The organism is Serratia sp. CY82433 (assembly GCF_052166535.1).
GTDB lineage: Bacteria > Pseudomonadota > Gammaproteobacteria > Enterobacterales > Enterobacteriaceae > Serratia > Serratia sarumanii.
Map to the genome: position 1 here is coordinate 1,695,419 of NZ_JBJNOR010000001.1, position 17,542 is coordinate 1,712,960.

Below are 17,542 nucleotides of genomic sequence, written 5' to 3' on the forward strand. Positions count from 1 at the left end.
GGCCCGCCGCCTCATGGCTGAACTAGGAGGAGTGTTCCTCTTCGTTGGCCTGATATCGCGTCGCCTGCTGCTTCATAAACACCACTTCCTGCGGGCTGGACAGGCTGACACGCTGCGCGCGCAGCAGCTTGAGGATGTTGAACAGCAGTTCGCTCTTGGTCGCGCCGACCATGCGCGGGCTCGGCACATAGCCGGTCACGCTCAGGATAATGCCGTCCGGCCCCAGCTGGCTGAAGCGCACGTAAGGCGCCGGCGTTTCCAGGATGTTTTCGTATTCGTGGTAAGCGTTAAGCAGAATATTGCGCACCTGCTCCGGATCAATGTCGGTCGGAAACGTCAGCGCGATGGTCACCACCCCTTGCGCGTTGCCCATGGTGGCGTTGCGCACGTTCTGCGAGATCAGCTGCGAGTTCGGTACGATCATGGTGGAGCGGTCGCTGAGCTGGATTTCGGTGGCGCGCACGTTGATGCGCCGCACGTCGCCTTCCACGCCGCCGATGCCGATCATATCCCCCACCTTCACCGGGCGCTCGGTCAGCAGGATCAGGCCGGAAATAAAGTTCTTCACGATCTCCTGCAAACCGAAACCGATGCCGACCGACAGGGCGCTGACGATCCACGCCAGGTTGCTCCACTGGATGCCCAGCGCCGCCAGGGTGATCAGTATCACCAGCACATAGCCGATATTGCTGAACAGCGTCACCAGCGAGGCGCGGATGCCGACGTCCGAGATGGTTTTCGGCAGCAGTTCAGATCCCAGCCAGCGCCGCACCGCGCGCAGAATATAGATGCCGATCGCCAGGCAGATCACGGCGTTGAGCAGGTTGCCGGGCACGATGTTGAAACGCTGCAAGCCTTCACCGGTCAGGATGGAGACGATTTTCTCCATCAGCGAACCCGGCGTGGTGCTGCCGAACGAGCCGTTGAACAGCGAGACAATCATCAATAGCAACAGCGAACATTTGGCCAGCGCGGTGGTGATGATCGCCATCTGCTCCAAATGGCGATCCTTGAAGCTGAGCGTTTTCTTCAGCATCTTGCCGCTGACGGTCTGCGGCGAAAACAGCGCGGCGCACAAATCGGTGGCGAACAGCACCATAAAATAGAACGCCATCAGCACCAGCACCACCCAGATCAGTTGGTAGGTCAGGAAGCGGGCGAAGGCGATGTAGCCGATAAGCAGGGAAAACAGGATCACCACCGAACAGACCAGGGTGACGAGGTGCACCAGCCCGCTGACCAGCGTGCGTTTTTCCAGGTGCGCGCCCTGCTGTTCCAGCCGGCGCCGAATGCGTTGGCCGCGCAGCGGCGCCGCCAGCAGCACCATGCCGATCAGCCCCGCCACCAGGCCGTTGCCGAAGATGGTGGTGGCCAATGAGGCGCTGACGACGTTGTTGATCAGCTCCACGGTGCCGAACGCCAACGCCAGGCCGGCCAGCAGCGGCGAGAAGTAACGCAGCCCGGCGGCCACCTCGTTATCCATGGAAGCCAAGCGCCACGACGGTCGATTCAGCGACAGCGCCGCACGCCCCAGCCCGGCGATCAGCGCGCAGAAAATCCCCAGACGGTTGAAGCCTTCGGCGAAGTCCTCCAGCATCACCGGCAGCGGTTGCACGCGAACAAAGACGTAATACAACAGGTTCAGCGCGATAGAGGTGGTGATCACCGTCACCACCACGGTGACGAGCGCCATAAAGCTGCGGCGCAGACGCCCGTCCGGCAGGAAACGGATGCTGACCCAGGCGAGGAAACGCTCGGAGAAATAGCGCCCCCAGGACCAGACAATCACCGCCAGCGCCAACAACGCCAGCGTGCCGTAACGCCACTCGTCCTGCCAACTGGCATCCCAGGCCGCTTTCATCTCGGCGTTGAACTGATCCAGCCGCTGCACGTCATTTTCGGACGGTTGCAGCACCGGCGCCCAGAATTTGATGCCCAGAATGCTGCCGGTATTCAGCGCCAGCTGGGTTTTAAACGCCACCCGGCGCAGATCGCCGATCTGTTGCCCCAGCTCGAAGGCGCTGGTCTTGATGGCCTGAGCGCGTTTTACCGCATCGTCCAGCTGTTTCTTGCTGTTGTTCAGCGCGTTGCGCTGCTGGGCCACCGCCGGGGTTTCAGGCAGCGCGCCGGCCGCCGGGGCCGGCCCCAGGACGTCCAGCTGCGCTTTCAGTTTGTCCTGCTCGGGCTGCAGATCGGTGGCGAGCTTTTCCATGCTGGCGACCAGATCGTCGGTCGCCAGCCGCAGTTTGCTGAGCTGTGTATCGGTGGTCGCTTTGGAAACCAGCTGCTTCATGCTGTCCAACTGCTTTTGCGCGGCTTTCAGCTGCGTAGCGGGATCGGGCGCGCTTTCGGCGGCGGGATCATCCTGGGCGGCGGCGACGGCGCCGAACGGCGTCAGTTGCAAACCAAACAGCAATAACAACAACAGCAGGAACGGGCGAGGCTTTAACATAAATTCAGTGCTCAGCATCATTATCTGATAGACAGACGAACAGGCGGCGGATGAACCGTCGCTTAACCATAAACGCTAATTATAATAGCTGCTTAATGTCGGCCGAAATACAGTAATTATTCCCATTGTGTGCCACGCGCGCGCGCCCTCCTTAGCCTGCTGATTATTCAGGCGCTTTTACACTGGCGATACGGCACAAGGCGCTCTATACTCCAGCCACCGATTAACCTGCAACCACTAAAAGGAGACTTACTATGCTGACGTGTGAATTGTTTTTTCACTCACACTTCTTTGGTAATCGTCGCCGCTCAAGCATTACCGGTATCGTGCTGCGATAACCCAGCTTGAGCGAAGCTTACTAAAATCCAGGATCTTCCCTCCGGCTTACCGGGTTGTCGTCAGCGATGTTTGACGATAGGCATTGTCATGCCTGTAACTCTTGAGTAAGCAATGAGCACACTACTGTCTGCACAATCTGTCGGTTACGACAACGCGTTCGGCGTCCTGCTGAGCGAGATTTCCTTCACCCTGAAAAAAGGCGATCGCATCGGTTTGATCGGCGACAACGGCTGCGGCAAAAGCACCCTGCTGCAACTGCTCAGCGGCGCCCTGCCCATCCACAGCGGAACGGTGACATTGTCACAACAATGCCTGATGGCGCGCATCGAACAACACTTGCCGCCCGAGCTGCACGCCTGCACTCTGCTGGATGCGGTGCTGGCGCGGCTTCCGGCGAGCCAACAGCTCAGCGAACGCTGGCGCTGTGAAGCGCTGCTCGCCGAGCTGGGGTTTGAACCGGCGAGCTGGACGTTGACCGCCGGCACCCTCAGCGGCGGCCAGCACACCCGCCTGCTGCTGGCGCGCGCGCTGATCCGTCAGCCCGATCTGCTGCTGCTCGACGAGCCCAGCAACCACCTGGATCTGCCCACGCTGCTGTGGCTGGAGCAGTTCTTGCGCAGCTGGAACGGCAGCTTCGTGCTGGTGTCGCACGATCGCTATCTGCTCGATCAGGTGACCAACTGTACCTGGATCCTGCGCGACAAAACGCTGCAGTTTTTCCGCTTGCCCTGCTCCGCCGCGCGTCAGGCGCTGGCAGAACAGGACGCTGCGGACGAGCACCGCCGTCGGGCCGAGCAAAAAGAGATAGACCGGGTGGAAAAAAGCGCCAAACGTCTGGCGACCTGGGGCAAAGTCTATGACAACGAAGATCTGGCGCGCAAAGCCAAGCAAATGGAAAAGCGCGTCGATCGGTTGAAGGAAGAACAGACCACCCTGACCGCCGGCAGCCCGTGGCGGCTGCGACTGCAGGGAGAGGCGCTGGACGCCGATCGCCTGCTGGCGCTGCCGCAATGGGCCGTGCGCCCGGCGCCGGAGGCGCCGGTGCTGTTCAGCCTGGCACATCTGCGGGTGAAAAGCGGCGATCGCATCGCCATCGTCGGGCGCAACGGCTGCGGCAAATCGTCGCTGCTGCGCTTGCTGTGGCAGGCGTATCAGCAGCCCACGGAACGCCCGGCGCTCTTCCACCCGCGCGTGCGCATCGGCTATTACGATCAGAGCCTGCAACAGCTGCGCGATGAAGACACGCTGAGCGAAGCGCTGGCGCAGTTTGCGCCGCTGACCGAGGAACAGCGGAAAATGGCGCTGATCGGCGCCGGTTTCCCTTACCTGCGCCATCATCAGCAGATCCGTTCGCTGAGCGGCGGCGAGCGTTCGCGGCTGCTGTTCGTCGGCCTGACGCTGGCCAACCATTCGCTGCTGCTGCTGGACGAGCCCACCAACCACCTGGATATGGCGGGTAAAGAAGAGTTGGCGGAAACGCTGCGCCAGTTCGCCGGCGCCGTCATGTTGGTCACCCATGACCGGATGCTGATCGAACAGAGCTGCAACCGCTTTTGGCTGATCGACCAGCAAAAACTGGAGGAGTGGCACGATCTGGCGCCGGTGTATCAGCGCCTGGCGGGCGAAACGCCGGCGCTGCCGACGGCGGGCAAGGCCAACGCAGACGGCCCGACGCCGCACGAACGACTGGAAGACGAAGAAGCGCTGTTGGCCGCGCTGTTGGCCCTCGAAAGCAAACTGGAGGACGACCTGGCGCGCAAGCCCAAGCACCAGAAACCGGCGCTGCAGGCGCGCTGGCGCCGCGAGATTGCCGACATCACCGCCCGGTTGAATTTGGGCTAACCCCACAGGCCGCCGAACGGCGGCCTGTTTATTGATGTATTGATGGAAAGCCGCTTGTCGCTTTCCCTTGGTTCGCACGGCATCCCGATTGCTGGTCACTGTCGGCCAGCCAGGATAATCCGCGCGGGCGGCGATACCGGCCGTGGCTTTGCGTATGCAGCAAAGCGCCAGGATCACGTTCTCTTTCGTTATTCGGTAATGGCAGGCGGCGAATATCGCCAGGCCAAAAGAAACGCGGTGATAGCCGCTTCGGCCATCTGTTGCAACTGTTCCGGCGTCGGCCACTGGTCGGATAACAGAGCCGCCGGCAACGGATACCCCATCACCGCGCCCAGAAATGCCATAGCCTGAGGCTGCGCATCAGCAAATTGGACTTGCCCATGTTGCCGCGCCTGTTCCAACATTTTCACAAATGCCTGCAGCACCCGTCCGGCATTGCGTTCACGCAACGTGGCGTACAACTCAGGTTTCTGCAACAGCAGTTGCACCATCAGCCGCTGAAAATGCACGTTATCAACGCTGAAAAAATGCGCCTGCACCACCGAAGCGAAACGCGCCAGCACCTGCGGTAAATCCATACTCTCCTGAGCCAAAATGGCGGCGATCGGCGGCTGCATCTTCTCGATAAGATGGTTGAACGTCTCCAGCACCAGGGCGTCTTTGCTCGGGAAGTGATTATATAAGGTTTGACGGGTGGTTCCCGCCTCGTTGGCTATCTCGTCCAACGAGATATCCAAGCCCTGCTGCAAAAACAGAACGCAGGCGGTTTCCAGTATCCGTGGCCTGGCCTTCATCGGCCGTCCCGGTTGGCGGTTGATCATGCTCTCTCTCCAGCCCAGAGGCTCATTTTCGCGCCTTAAGTCGTGCCAACCCTTGTTTGGTCAGAACAAAAAACAACGGTACGAACAATAATGTCAGCAGTGTGCCAGAAATCATGCCGCCGATCACCGCAATCCCGATTTCGCGCCGGCTGGCGGCCCCGGCACCGACAGAAAGCGCCAGGGGGATCACACCCGCGACAAACGCCAATGAGGTCATCACGATGGGCCGCAGACGCAGTCGCGCCCCTTCCAGGGTCGCCTGCAACAAAGCGGATCCCGCTTTGAGCCGTGTTTCAACAAACTCGACGATCAGGATAGCGTTTTTCGCCGACAGACCAATCGTCGTCAACATTCCCACCTGGAAGTAAATATCGTTTTCATACCCCGCAAGGCGCGCAGCGACAACGGCTCCGATAATCCCGAGGGGAATGATCAGCATTACGGACAATGGGATAGACCAACTCTCGTACAGCGCGGCCAGGCAGAGGAAAATGAACAACACCGAAGCCAGATACACCAGCAATGTTTGCCCGGCGGCCAATTGCTCCTGATATGAGAGCCCGCTCCACTCAAGGCGGTAACCGTCTACACCGCCGATAATGCTCTGCATACGCGCCATCGCGGTGCCGGAGCTTTCGCCCTCGGCTGCCGTCCCCTGTAACTGCGTGGCCGACAGCCCGTTAAAGCGCTGCAGCATTTGTGGCCCTGAGAGCCAACGCGTAGTCGCGAAGCTGGCAAAGGACGCCATGCTGCCGCTTTCACCACGTACGAACCAATTATCGATATCATCCGGCGCCGATCGCCAGGCCGCGTCCCCCTGCATGTAGACCCGCTTTACGCGGCCGCGATCGATAAAATCGTTAATATAAGCGCCCCCCCAGGCGGCAGAAAGCGTGTTGGTGATGTCAGCCTGCTGCAGCCCTTGTGCGCTGGCCTTTTGCTGATCGATATCGACCTGCAATTGTGCTTTATCTTCGAGGCCATTGATGCGCACCGCCGTTAACAACGGATCTTCGGCAGCGGCGGCGATCACTTGCCTCTGCGCAGCTTGCAGTGCGTCATGCCCAACGCCGTTTTGATCCTGTAACCACAGTTCAAATCCACTGGACTGCCCCAATCCGCGCACCGCCGGCGGCGACAACACATTGATCTGCGCGTCGCGATAGCTTTTGAAATGGCGATTGGCGCGGCTAATAATCGCCAGCGCGTTATTCTCATTACCGCTGCGCAGCGACCAATGTTTAAGTTCGGCAAACGCCATGCCGACATTCTGACCACTGCCGGCGTTATTGCGCCCGACAACCATGAAGATCACATTCAGGTTGTCCCGCTCGGCGGTCATGAAATAGTCGGCGATAGCGTCAGCAGTCTGTTGCGTTCTGGCCATCGGAGCGCCTGGCGGCAGAGAAAACTGGACCATTACCGAGCCCTGATCCTCGACTGGGAGAAAACCGGTAGGCATCCGCAGATATTGCCAGATCATGAAACCGACCAGCAGCAGCGCCAACATGCAAAAACGCCCTTTGCGCGCCATCACATGGTTCAATCCCAACCCATAACGCCGCTGTCCGTATTCCACCAGGCGGTTAAAGCCGCGAAAAAAACGGCTGCGCGGCCGCTGCACCGACGGTTTTAGCAAACCGGCGCACAATGCCGGCGTCAAGGTCAACGCCACCAACACCGACAGCACCATCGCAGCGACGAGCGTGATGGAAAACTGTCGGTAGATTATGCCGGTTGAACCGCCGAAAAATGCCATCGGAACAAATACCGCCGAAAGTACCAGCGCGATGCCGATCAGCGCACCATTGATCTCCCGCATCGAATGCAACGTCGCCTCGCGCGGCGGCAATTGCGCTTCCTCCATCACGCGCTCAACGTTCTCAACCACCACTATCGCGTCATCCACCAACAGGCCGATCGCGAGCACCATGGCGAACAGTGTCAAGGTGTTTACGCTGTAACCCAACAGCGCCAAAATGCCGAAAGTGCCGAGCAGCACTACGGGTACCGTAATGGCGGGGATCAATGTGGCGCGCCAATTTTGCAAAAACAGATACATCACCACAATCACTAGCGCGATCGCTTCCAACAAGGTTTGCACGACGCCTTCAATGGACACCAGTACGAACGGCGTGCTGTCACGCGGATAAGCCATCTGCAGCCCCGGCGGAAACTGCGGCGCCATGCGCTCCACTTCAGCCCGCACCCGTTCGGCAACCTCCAGCGCATTGGCGCCGGAGGCCAGTTGAATCGATATGCCGGCCGCTGGGTACCCGTTGAGGCGCGTTTGGTTTTGATAGTTTTCCGCACCGATCTCCACGCGCGCAACATCGCGCAAATACACCGCCGAACCGTCGGTATTGGTGCGCAGAATAATATTCTCAAACTGCTCCGGCGTTTCCAGCCGCGATTGCGTGGTCACGGTCGCGTTCAACGCCTGGCCATCCATCGTAGGCAATGCGCCGATCTCACCGCTGGTAACCTGGGCATTTTGCGCTTCTATCGCGGCTTGCACGTCAGATGGCATCAGGCCATAACCGCTCAACTTGATCGGATTGAGCCAAACGCGCATCGCATATTGAGCGCCAAATACCGTCGTCTCCCCGACGCCATCCACCCGGCTCAGCGGATCTTGCAGCGAACTGACCAGAAAATCATTGATATCAACGCTGTCCATGCGGCCTTGCGTGTCGTACAGGGCGACTACCATTAGGCTATCGCCCTGCGATTTTGTCACCGTGATCCCTTGCTGCTGCACTTCTTGCGGCAATCGCGACGTTGCCTGATTGACCGCATTTTGCACTTGAACCTGAGCAATGTCCGGGTCGGTTTGTTGTTCGAAGCTAAGGCTGATGCGAGCCTGACCCGCCGAACTGCTGGTTGATGAGAAATACAACAGGCCATCGATCCCTTTAATTTGCTGTTCGATAATCTGAGTTACGCTGTCCTCTACCGTTTTGGCCGAAGCGCCGGGGTAATTGGCGGTCACCGTGACGCCAGGTGGGGCGATGTCGGGATATTGCTCAACCGGCAATGTCCAGAGCGCCAGTGCGCCCGCCGCCATAATGCAGATGGCCAGCACGGCCGCAAATACCGGTCGAAAGACAAAAAAATGCGCTAGCATGCCTGACTCCTCTGATTATCTCGCTTACGGATGCTTTGATGATGCATTTAATGACGCCAATTACTTTACAGTAAAGTAAATAAATTAAATCAAACCTGAAATCAAGCAGGAATCAACACCGTATTGTCATCTGACTATGGCACCCTGCACGCTAAACTTTGTTCGGAACATTGCCGCCATGACTTCACTTTCCCCACGGGACATCGAGGCGCGCTACCGCTTCGCGCGTGAGATCGCCCGCGCCGCCGCCGATCTCGCCTTCAGCTTTTATCAACGGCGGCAAACCCTGGCCATCGACTTCAAACAGGAGCTGCAGGACGTGGTCAGCGAGGCCGATCGCCGCGTCGAAGCGCTGATCCGCCGCATGATCAGCCGCCGTTTTCCCCAGGACGGGTTTCTCGGCGAGGAAAGCGGCAGCGCCGGCGAGAATGCCGCCTGTATTTGGGTCGTCGATCCGATTGACGGCACCGCCTGCTTCCTGAACGGATTGCATACCTGGTGTATCGCGATAGGCGTGGTGATCGATGGCGAGCCGACGATAGGCGTGGTCTACGATCCCAACCACCGCGAGATGTTCCGCGCCTGTCGCGGCGGCGGCGCCTTTCTCAATGGGGAGCCGATCGCTGTGCATGCCGGGCGCAGCGTCGCGGATGGCGTGATGGGCGTCGGGATTTCCCCGCGCGCCTCGGCGGCGGAATTCAGCGGTTTTCTCTGTCGCCTGCTGCAGGCGGGAGGGATGTTTGTGCGCAGCGGCTCCGGCGCGTTGATGACCGCCCAGGTGGCCGCCGGGCGGCTGCTGGGCTATTACGAACCGCATATGAACGCCTGGGACAGCCTGCCTGGGTGGGTGCTGACGCGCGAAGCCGGCGGCGTGGCGAATGACTTTATGCACAACGACGGGCTGCGGCGCGGCAACCCGCTGCTGCTGGCCAACGCGGCGCTCTACCCGCAGTTGGCCGAGCTGATTCATATGCCGGGCTTGATCGGCTCGACGTGCCCTATCGCGCGCGTGATGGCCGGATAAAGCGCGCGCAACCGGCGCTCGACCCGATCGACCGCATCGTGCGCGGCGGCGATGGTGACCGCCGGCGACACCCGGCAGTGGAAGTTGACAATGATGCCGCCGTCGCTCTTGCGTGCACGCACGTTGTGTACGTCTTGCACGCTCTCTCCCTGCTCCAGCGCCGACTGCAGGATCCGCCGAATATCGGCCAGCTCCGTCGCATCGACATCCTCGCTGGTCAGCCAGTGCGGCGTCTGCGGCTCTAGGTGCGTCTCTATCTCGGTGTCTTCACCGATCGCCTGGCGCAGGATCCCCTCTATCTCCGTGGCGATGTCATGCGCCTGCGCCACGCTGGCGTTGGCCGGCACCGCCAAATCCATGCCGATCGCCATGCGCGTCGGCAGCTGCTGCAAGGTCACATTCTGTACCTGCGCGCCGTGGTTGGCGGCGATCGCCCGAATGCGCGTCGCCATGTCTTCATCGCTGCGGGTCTGCGGCACCGCGATGACGGTGAATTCCGCCCTGGCGTAGTGCTCCAGCAGTCGCTCGACGATCTCTTGCTTCAGCGCGTCGATGCGCTCCAGCGGCAAGGTGCGGCACACCGCCACCGTGATCTCGACGAACAGCACCGCGCCGGCATTGCGAATGCGCACGCTGTCGCAGGCCAGCACCGCCGGAAAACGCGCCAGCGTGGCGCGGATCGCCTCAGTGGCCCCTGCCGGCGCGGCATCCATCAGTGAATCGAAGGAGCGTTTACCCAGTTTGATCGCGGCGACAAAGATAAAGCCGGCGACGATCAGCGCGGCGATGGCGTCCGCGCGGCCAAAGCCCAGCAGCACAAACACCATGCCCAGCAGCACCACGCCGGACGAAAGCATGTCGGAGAAGAAATGCAGCGCATCCGCTTCCAGTGCCGCGCTGTCGGTCGCTTTGGCGACGCGGTTGAGCGCCCGCACGCGGAAGAAATCGACGCAGATGGAAATCAGCAGCACCGCGATCACCACCGGCGCGGCGACGATCTCATGCGGCTGCCCGAGCAGGCTGCTGCCCGCCTCATAGACAATCCAACCGGCGGCGCCCAGCAACAGCAGCACCTCGAACAGCGCCGCCAGGTTTTCCACCTTGCCGTGGCCGAAGTGGTGATCGTCATCGGCGGGCTTATCGCTGATGCGCACCGCCAGCCAGGTGATGCTGGTGGCGATAAAATCGGTGAAAGAGTGGATCCCTTCGGATATCAGGCCAATACTGCCGGTAAAAATGCCGGCGACAAATTTGCCCGTGGCCAGTAACCCGCTGGCGATCATCGAGTTTCTGGCCACGGCCTGTTTTTCATTCTGCATTATGCTGCTCACATTCGGACGGTGATTTATTTTTTTATTTTAGAGGATAATTGCCAGACAACGGCGATCAGCAGCATACTGCCAGAGAATGTCAGCATGAGGCTAGTAAGAAAATTGGATTTTCCGGTGGAATAAAAATAAATCTCATTAACGCCCACCGAGATCATTAAAATGGCGTAGAGCAATCCCAGAATAAGAATCGTCATTATTATCAACTCCCGTATCAGGCCGCGCGTTCGGCGCGCCGCTAAAAATCCTCCCCATAATAAATAACGGTTACGGGGAGGATGCATCTAGGCGGATCTTTTGCGTTCATCAATCATCCCATTTGGTGCTCATATAGGCCGCCAACAGGCCCAGTGAGCTGATCATTGCCAGGAATCCCATAAAAATAGTCATGTTTCCCATTGTTTTTTCCTCAGGTTAAATGTTATCGATAAAATCCCCTCGCGTTAAATATCGGGGTTGGTCGGTATCCATATTTTTTAACGTCCTCCTCTTTTTTGTCACACTCCCGCCCTTTTAGAGCGGGAACCATTTAAATCCCCAAAACGTACTGGGCAATTTTGAAATAAATAATCAGGCCGGTGCCGTCGATAAAGGTGGCGATAAACGGCGCCGACACCACCGCCGGATCGATGCCGAGCCGTTTCAACAGCATCGGAATGATCGACGAGACAATCGCGCTCCACACGGTGATCGCCACCAGCGACAGGCTGACCACCAGCGTCACCTCCATGCCGACGCCCATGATCCAGGCGCGCACCCAGGCCGCCAGGCCAATGGTGACCGCGATCAGCAGCGAGGTCGTGACCTCTTTGCGGATCACCGCGCCCAGGTTACGCAGGCTGACCTCGCCCAGCGCCATGGCGCGCACCAGCGTCGAGGTGATCTGGGTGCCGCTGTTGCCGCCGGTGCCGATCAGCAGCGGGATAAAGAACGCCAGCGCGATCGCCGCTTCGAGTTGCTCTTCAAACGCCTTGAGCACGTTGCCGGTGTAAGCCTCGGCGACGAACAGCATCAGCAGCCACACCGAGCGTTTGCGCCACAGCGCCCACGGACTGGTCTCCAGATAAGGCTTGTCCAGCGGCAGGCTCGCGCCCTGGCGCTGCGCGTCTTCGGTGTTTTCAGCCTCGACCAACCGGGCGATCTCTCGCTCCCCCAGCACGCCGACCAGCGTGTTGTTCGCCACGACCGGCACCACGTCCAGGCCGCCCTTGCCGAGCAGATGCGCCACGTCGTTGCGATCGTCGTCAGGTGAAACCTGAAAATAACTGTGATCCATCATCACGCCGACCGCTTTATCCTGCTCGTCGCACTGCAGCAGTTTTTTTACCGACAGCGTGCCGCGCAGATGATAATCGTCCGCGGTAATAAATACCCGGGTGGGAATTTCGTCCGTTTTAAGCTGTGAAAGTAAATATTCCCGGGCATGATTGACCGTCATCGTCGCGGGAACGGTAATAAAATCGGCGTTCATATAGCCGGCGACCGATGTCTCGTCGAGAGTTTCAGTCGTGCTCAGCGCCGGAGAAGAATAATGTTGATGTGACTTTATCATTTTGTCAGTCCCTATTTCTGTTTTGAACTTCAACAGCGAATCGCATAGGGGCGTAACCACAGAGGGGGAGTGCAGACTGCCTATCTCCGCGTCCAGGTTTTAGCACTATACAACGTATCCGAATTGTTGCTCGGAAGTTACTTTGGGCTGAACCTTAATCCGATAAAGCCTGTCTTAACCTTGGGCATCTCTCGATGTCGTCAGATCAGTAACCTGTGTTTGTATAGGAGCCTCGCCAAACGAGATACTGCATATAAACTACCGGCGCAGTATAGGCGGTGTTTTATCCGGCGGGAAGAAAAGATTGCCCGTCGTTTATGGAGTATTTAGGATAATTTTATTAAACGCGAATCTATAAAAGCGGCTGATATAAATCAGCCGCTTTTATATTTCTCAGTGTTCGAGAAGGTAGACGTTTTTATCGTACAAGGCGCCCTGGCGGGTAAAGTCGATCCCCTTCACGTAGGGTTTAATGAGCGTGGCGTTGGCCTCGTAGTACACCGGCGCCACCGGCGTATCGGCGGCCAGCACCGCCTCGGCCTGCTGGAAGTAGCGCTGCACCTGCTGCGGCGTCTGCGCCGCCGTCGCCTGGTGCAGAATGCGGTCATAGTCCGGGTTATGGTATTTGGCGCTGTTCTCGCTGCTGTCGGAACGGAACACGTTCAGAAAAGTAGACGGATCGTTATAGTCCGCCAGCCAGCGGGTAAAGGCCACGCCGTACTGCCCGCGGTTGATATTATCCAGCGTCACTTTACGCTCCTGGCTTTGCAAGCGGGCTTCTACCCCGAGGTTCTTTTTCCACATGGCGGCGGCGGCGATGACGATCTTCTTGATGGTGGCGTCGTTGCTGTACAGCACGGTAAAGCGCAGCGGATTCTCGGCGTTGAAACCGGCCTGCGCCAGCAACTGCTTCGCCTGGGCGTGCCGCTGTTCCGGCGTCCAGCCGGCCGCAGCGCCGGGCTGCAGGCTATAGCCACCCGCCCCCGTTGGGGTAAAGGTCCAGGCCGGCTGTTGACCGTATCCCAGCACCTTGCCGGCGATAATCTCTTTGTCGAGCGCCAGATTCAGCGCCTGGCGCACCCGCAGGTCGTTAAACGGCGCCTGGCGATTGTTGAAGGCGAAGTAACTGGTGGAGAGCAGCGGATAGGTCACCAGCTGTTGCTCGCCGAGCGTTTTTTTCAGCTGCTGATACAGCTCCGGCGGCGTGGTATACCCCAACTCAACCTCACCGGCGCGAAAACGCGCCACTTCCGGGAAACCCTGTATCGGCAAGAACGTCACCTTGTTGAGCACGGTGTTGGCGTTGTCCCAATACTGCGGGTTACGCTCCACCACCACCTTTTCGTTCACCACCCACTGGCTGAGGCGAAATGCGCCGTTGCCGACAAAATGCGCCGGTTGAGTCCAGTTCTTGCCGTACCGCTCCACCACCTTGCGGTTAACCGGCAAGACCGGAAAATGCACCAACTGCTTGAGCAGGTAGGAGTTGGGCTCCGACAGCGTCACCTGCAGGGTGTGCGCGTCCAGCGCCTTGACGCCCAACTCGCTCGGCGGCTTGCTGCCGGCGTTGATCGCCGTGGCATTCAGCACGTAAGCCGAAGCCAGATAGCTGCCGTACGGCGAGGCGGTTTTCGGATCGGTGAGGCGCCGCCAGCTGTAGACAAAATCGTCGGCGGTCACCGGATCGCCGTTCGACCATTTGGCCTGCGGCCGCAGATGGAAGATCCAGACGTTGCCCTGATGCTCCCATTTCTGCGCCAGCGCCGGGACCGCTTCGCCGTCTTTACCGACGCGCAGCAGCCCTTCGAACAGATCGTTAAAGATGTAGAACTCCACATTGCTCTCGGCCAGGTTCGGATCCAGCGTCGCCGGTTCATACCCGTTGGCACGCACCAATTCCTGTACCGGCGCCAGTTTAGCGCCCGCTGGCACCTCGGCCGCCTGAGCGATCGCCACGTTAAAAGCCAGGAGGATTAAACCAGCCAAATTCTTGCCATTAAATGAATATTTCACGTCGATATCCCTGATTAGTGTTTTATCGCGTTCAATATGCAATGAGGCAGTGGAATAAATTAAATCATTAATCGCTATGAGTCATAACCAAAAGCGGTGTTGAATTTCTTTCATTATCAAAGGAATATCCCTCACCGCGCTTTTCGCTTTCAAACACAATGTGCGTTGCCGTCCTCTACTTGATGTTCACGGTCGTGATACCAAACAGCGGCAGGCCTTTAACCGGCTCTGGGCCGGGTTCCCCCCACACCATTAAGGATTTACCGCTCGCCTGTGCCTGGATCGCCAGATTCACCAGCAATTTCGGATAGGGTTCATTAGCCGCTACCGACAGCGGAAACACGTTTTCGTATAATCCTCCATCGATCGCCATCTCCACATGCACGCAATCATTAGCTACATCGATGACCACGATAGGATTGGTATAAAACGGTCCATTAGACATAGGTACCTCTCTCACGATTTCTTATTGAATATGATTCGTCATTCGCGTTGACAGCCCGTGTTATTAATACCTGAACGAAACACTGAAGAACGATATGAAAAGACTGAAGAAAAAGAACGCCAATCGATAACAAGACGTCAACATTGCAACAGCTTAATTGCCATTACAGCGTTGACAAGGAACTGATGTAAGTCAAATGTAAATCCACACTTACCCGTCACCTCCATGAATACACTGAGAATATTTACAAAAAAAGATAATGACAAAATAATTCAATATAAATCAACGAGATGAAATATAACAACCACTTAATCCATATTAATTAATTGGTTGCAAGAAAAGGTTAACACCAAAATAATAGACAGAAGAAATCAGTAGCATTTCAATTTAAAAATAACATTAAAAAACCCTCTTGATATCGCCATAACACCTAACTACCTTTAAATGGCTTCGAGATGTACATGAAGCTACCGCCGGTTATAAAACCAATAACTGGCGAATGATTGAATCAAAAATAATTACCGAAAGAGCAAACAGGAAATATAAAAACTTGCCGTGAGGATAGGATGCAACGGTCTGCTTGCCATACCGTTTTCCTTCGAGGGCAATGACTATTTCCATTCAGATGCAATTACCTGTCTGGTGGTTAACCGGATTCAGCGTGATATGCACTTCAGACTGACTCAGCAAAAATCACAGGAGTTTACCTATGCCTTCATTGCAAGATATTACGCCTGAACAGGCTAACACATTGAATAAACAATCACGTGACGCCTATAACGCGGAAGTGCAGAGCCGGCAGGAGCTGCTCAACCAACATCCGCAATTGAAACCGGCGTTCAACCAGCAAGTGCATCCGCAATCCTTGTGTGGATGCGGGTGCCAACAAAATATCTGCGGCTACTTCAGCTTCCAGGGTTGTGGATGCGGGTGTGGTTGCGCGCCACATGCGGAGACCGTGCAAATTTCCGCACAGCTCGCCAATATTGGTCCCAATGCCCCATCAAGCGGTACATCGGTGCGTTTTATCGGCCAGGCCACCGGCACCGGCTCAGACGGTAACATCAACATCCCGACAATCTATTTGCAAGGCACCGTGCCCGATGCCGAAAATCTGATCGGCGTTCCGTTAACCCTGCAACTGGCCATCAACCCCGGTTCGATCGTCCTGACGCTGCTGGAGAATGGTCGGGTGCTGACCTCTTTGGTTCATCCGCCGCAGTACGCAGGCAGCATCAACGGGCAATTCTTCGGCGTCGGCAACGGTGAGTTTGTGCCGGCGTGACAAGAAGCAAGCCTGACGGGCGGCCGCCTGCGATGGCAGGTTGGCCGCTCACTGTGAGATAACACGTCCCAATTCTATTCAGGCAATCAATACAGATTATTCCAGCCGAAACTTAACTCATCCTTAAGGCAATTCATTTTGTGAGCGATCGTCAAAAATAATTTAATACGAATCGTTTTCACTATCATTATTGATGTTCTTGGCTAAAATCGGCCTGCTTGCGCTTGCCAGGCGATATTCGTTTTCCTCATTCGAACGCTAAAAAGGATAACTGCATGAAGCTGCGTATTTCATCTCTCGGCCCCGTCGCCCTGCTCGCCTCCTCGATGATGCTGGCCTTCGGCGCTCAGGCGGCCTCCGCCGACCAGGGCATTGTCATTTACAACGCCCAACATGAAAACCTGGTGAAATCCTGGGTCGATGGGTTTACCAAAGACACCGGCATCAAGGTCACGCTGCGCAACGGCGGCGACAGCGAGCTGGGCAATCAGTTGGTGCAGGAAGGCAGCGCTTCGCCTGCCGACGTGTTCCTGACGGAAAACTCCCCGGCGATGGTGTTGGTGGATAACGCCAAGCTATTCGCCCCGCTGGACGCCGCGACGCTGGCCCAGGTGGAACCGCAGTATCGCCCAAGCCACGGCCGCTGGACCGGCATCGCCGCCCGCTCGACCGTGTTCGTCTACAATCCGGCCAAACTGACCGACGCGCAGTTGCCGAAGTCGCTGCTGGATCTGGCCAAGCCGGAATGGAAAGGCCGCTGGGCCGCCTCGCCGTCGGGCGCCGATTTCCAGGCGATCGTCAGCGCGCTGCTGGCGCTGAAAGGTGAAAAAGCAACGCTGGAGTGGCTGAAAGCGATGAAAACCAACTTCACCGCCTATAAGGGCAACAGCACGGTGATGAAAGCGGTCAATGCCGGCCAGGTCGACAGCGGCGTGATCTATCACTACTACCCGTTCGTGGACGGCGCAAAAACCGGCGAAAACAGCAATAACATCAAGCTGTATTACTTCAAACATCAGGACCCGGGCGCGTTCGTCAGCATCTCCGGCGGCGGCGTGCTGGCTTCCAGCAAGCATCAGCAGCAGGCGCAGGCGTTCATCAAGTGGATCACCGGCAAACAGGGCCAGGAGATCCTGCGCACCAACAACGCTTTCGAATACGCCGTCGGCGTCGGCGCGGCCTCCAACCCGAAACTGGTGCCGCTGAAAGATCTGGACGCGCCGAAAGTAGACGCCGCGCAGCTGAACGGTAAAAAAGTGGTCGAACTGATGACCGAGGCGGGCCTGCTGTAAGGCAGGCCGGCAAACCGAGAGT

Annotated in this window: 13 protein-coding genes and 1 riboswitch; of the genes, 4 read left to right on the forward strand and 9 right to left on the reverse strand. The window is 57.8% G+C overall.

Annotated elements, in window-relative coordinates:
* Positions 1 to 22: 22 nt before the first annotated feature.
* A complete protein-coding gene (locus ACJ8PI_RS08290) occupies positions 23 to 2,452 on the reverse strand; it encodes a DUF3772 domain-containing protein (protein WP_060422313.1) in 2,430 nt (809 codons plus the stop codon).
* 450 nt (positions 2,453 to 2,902) lie between these two features.
* Here ACJ8PI_RS08290 and ACJ8PI_RS08295 point away from each other — a divergent pair, with 450 nt between their 5' ends.
* Positions 2,903 to 4,633, forward strand: a complete 1,731-nt coding sequence (locus ACJ8PI_RS08295; RefSeq protein WP_164134203.1) for an ABC-F family ATP-binding cassette domain-containing protein — start codon at positions 2,903 to 2,905, stop codon at positions 4,631 to 4,633.
* Positions 4,634 to 4,821: 188 nt separating this feature from the next.
* Here ACJ8PI_RS08295 and ACJ8PI_RS08300 read toward each other — a convergent pair whose 3' ends face one another.
* Both ACJ8PI_RS08300 and ACJ8PI_RS08305 read right to left on the reverse strand, forming a co-directional pair.
* Complete coding sequence (locus ACJ8PI_RS08300; RefSeq protein ID WP_033634603.1) at positions 4,822 to 5,454, reverse strand: TetR/AcrR family transcriptional regulator; 633 nt, start codon at positions 5,452 to 5,454, stop codon at positions 4,822 to 4,824.
* Between the two features lie 22 nt (positions 5,455 to 5,476).
* The gene (locus tag ACJ8PI_RS08305; protein WP_164134202.1) at positions 5,477 to 8,581 is read right to left on the reverse strand and encodes an efflux RND transporter permease subunit; all 3,105 of its coding nucleotides are present in this window, start codon (positions 8,579 to 8,581) and stop codon (positions 5,477 to 5,479) included.
* 178 nt (positions 8,582 to 8,759) lie between these two features.
* Between ACJ8PI_RS08305 and ACJ8PI_RS08310 the strand changes: the two genes are divergently transcribed.
* Positions 8,760 to 9,605, forward strand: coding sequence for an inositol monophosphatase family protein (locus ACJ8PI_RS08310; RefSeq protein WP_164134201.1), 846 nt, complete (start codon positions 8,760 to 8,762; stop codon positions 9,603 to 9,605).
* On the opposite strand, the gene ACJ8PI_RS08315 is transcribed toward ACJ8PI_RS08310, so the two are convergent.
* The 6 genes from ACJ8PI_RS08315 to ACJ8PI_RS08340 form a co-directional block, all read right to left on the reverse strand.
* Complete coding sequence (locus tag ACJ8PI_RS08315; protein WP_164134200.1) at positions 9,548 to 10,924, reverse strand: cation diffusion facilitator family transporter; 1,377 nt, start codon at positions 10,922 to 10,924, stop codon at positions 9,548 to 9,550. The two genes, ACJ8PI_RS08310 and ACJ8PI_RS08315, sit on opposite strands and share 58 nt — an antisense overlap.
* Before the next feature lie 26 nt (positions 10,925 to 10,950).
* On the reverse strand, positions 10,951 to 11,130 hold the full coding sequence (locus tag ACJ8PI_RS08320; protein WP_033634607.1) for a hypothetical protein: 180 nt from the start codon (positions 11,128 to 11,130) through the stop codon (positions 10,951 to 10,953).
* Between the two features lie 109 nt (positions 11,131 to 11,239).
* Positions 11,240 to 11,332: a protein MgtS gene (mgtS, locus tag ACJ8PI_RS08325; RefSeq protein WP_004938109.1), complete on the reverse strand. Its 93-nt coding sequence runs from the start codon at positions 11,330 to 11,332 to the stop codon at positions 11,240 to 11,242.
* 130 nt (positions 11,333 to 11,462) lie between these two features.
* Positions 11,463 to 12,485, reverse strand: a complete 1,023-nt coding sequence (locus ACJ8PI_RS08330) for a magnesium transporter (RefSeq protein ID WP_049233221.1) — start codon at positions 12,483 to 12,485, stop codon at positions 11,463 to 11,465.
* 77 nt (positions 12,486 to 12,562) lie between these two features.
* A riboswitch (M-box (ykoK) riboswitch) is annotated at positions 12,563 to 12,736 on the reverse strand.
* 142 nt (positions 12,737 to 12,878) lie between these two features.
* A complete protein-coding gene (locus tag ACJ8PI_RS08335; RefSeq protein ID WP_164134199.1) occupies positions 12,879 to 14,498 on the reverse strand; it encodes an ABC transporter substrate-binding protein in 1,620 nt (539 codons plus the stop codon).
* A 175-nt stretch (positions 14,499 to 14,673) separates the two neighbouring features.
* Entirely contained in the window at positions 14,674 to 14,943 is a 270-nt protein-coding gene (locus ACJ8PI_RS08340) for a hypothetical protein (RefSeq protein WP_033643162.1), read from the reverse strand.
* Positions 14,944 to 15,652: 709 nt separating this feature from the next.
* Here ACJ8PI_RS08340 and ACJ8PI_RS08345 point away from each other — a divergent pair.
* Together ACJ8PI_RS08345 and ACJ8PI_RS08350 are read left to right on the forward strand one after the other, a co-directional pair.
* Complete coding sequence (locus ACJ8PI_RS08345; RefSeq protein WP_060430283.1) at positions 15,653 to 16,228, forward strand: hypothetical protein; 576 nt, start codon at positions 15,653 to 15,655, stop codon at positions 16,226 to 16,228.
* 275 nt (positions 16,229 to 16,503) lie between these two features.
* Positions 16,504 to 17,520 (forward strand): iron ABC transporter substrate-binding protein, encoded by a 1,017-nt coding sequence (locus tag ACJ8PI_RS08350; protein ID WP_041035205.1) that lies wholly within the window; start codon positions 16,504 to 16,506, stop codon positions 17,518 to 17,520.
* Positions 17,521 to 17,542: the final 22 nt, after the last annotated feature.

What these genes read in the sequence shown, in the direction of transcription:
- ACJ8PI_RS08290 (WP_060422313.1), bottom strand. Translation starts at nt 2,452, where the DNA reads ATGTTAAAGCCTCGCCCGTTCCTGCTGTTGTTGTTATTGCTGTTTGGT.
- ACJ8PI_RS08295 (WP_164134203.1), top strand. Translation starts at nt 2,903, where the DNA reads ATGAGCACACTACTGTCTGCACAATCTGTCGGTTACGACAACGCGTTC.
- ACJ8PI_RS08300 (WP_033634603.1), bottom strand. Translation starts at nt 5,454, where the DNA reads ATGATCAACCGCCAACCGGGACGGCCGATGAAGGCCAGGCCACGGATA.
- ACJ8PI_RS08305 (WP_164134202.1), bottom strand. Translation starts at nt 8,581, where the DNA reads ATGCTAGCGCATTTTTTTGTCTTTCGACCGGTATTTGCGGCCGTGCTG.
- ACJ8PI_RS08310 (WP_164134201.1), top strand. Translation starts at nt 8,760, where the DNA reads ATGACTTCACTTTCCCCACGGGACATCGAGGCGCGCTACCGCTTCGCG.
- ACJ8PI_RS08315 (WP_164134200.1), bottom strand. Translation starts at nt 10,924, where the DNA reads ATGCAGAATGAAAAACAGGCCGTGGCCAGAAACTCGATGATCGCCAGC.
- ACJ8PI_RS08320 (WP_033634607.1), bottom strand. Translation starts at nt 11,130, where the DNA reads ATGACGATTCTTATTCTGGGATTGCTCTACGCCATTTTAATGATCTCG.
- mgtS (WP_004938109.1), bottom strand. Translation starts at nt 11,332, where the DNA reads ATGGGAAACATGACTATTTTTATGGGATTCCTGGCAATGATCAGCTCA.
- ACJ8PI_RS08330 (WP_049233221.1), bottom strand. Translation starts at nt 12,485, where the DNA reads ATGATAAAGTCACATCAACATTATTCTTCTCCGGCGCTGAGCACGACT.
- ACJ8PI_RS08340 (WP_033643162.1), bottom strand. Translation starts at nt 14,943, where the DNA reads ATGTCTAATGGACCGTTTTATACCAATCCTATCGTGGTCATCGATGTA.
- ACJ8PI_RS08345 (WP_060430283.1), top strand. Translation starts at nt 15,653, where the DNA reads ATGCCTTCATTGCAAGATATTACGCCTGAACAGGCTAACACATTGAAT.
- ACJ8PI_RS08350 (WP_041035205.1), top strand. Translation starts at nt 16,504, where the DNA reads ATGAAGCTGCGTATTTCATCTCTCGGCCCCGTCGCCCTGCTCGCCTCC.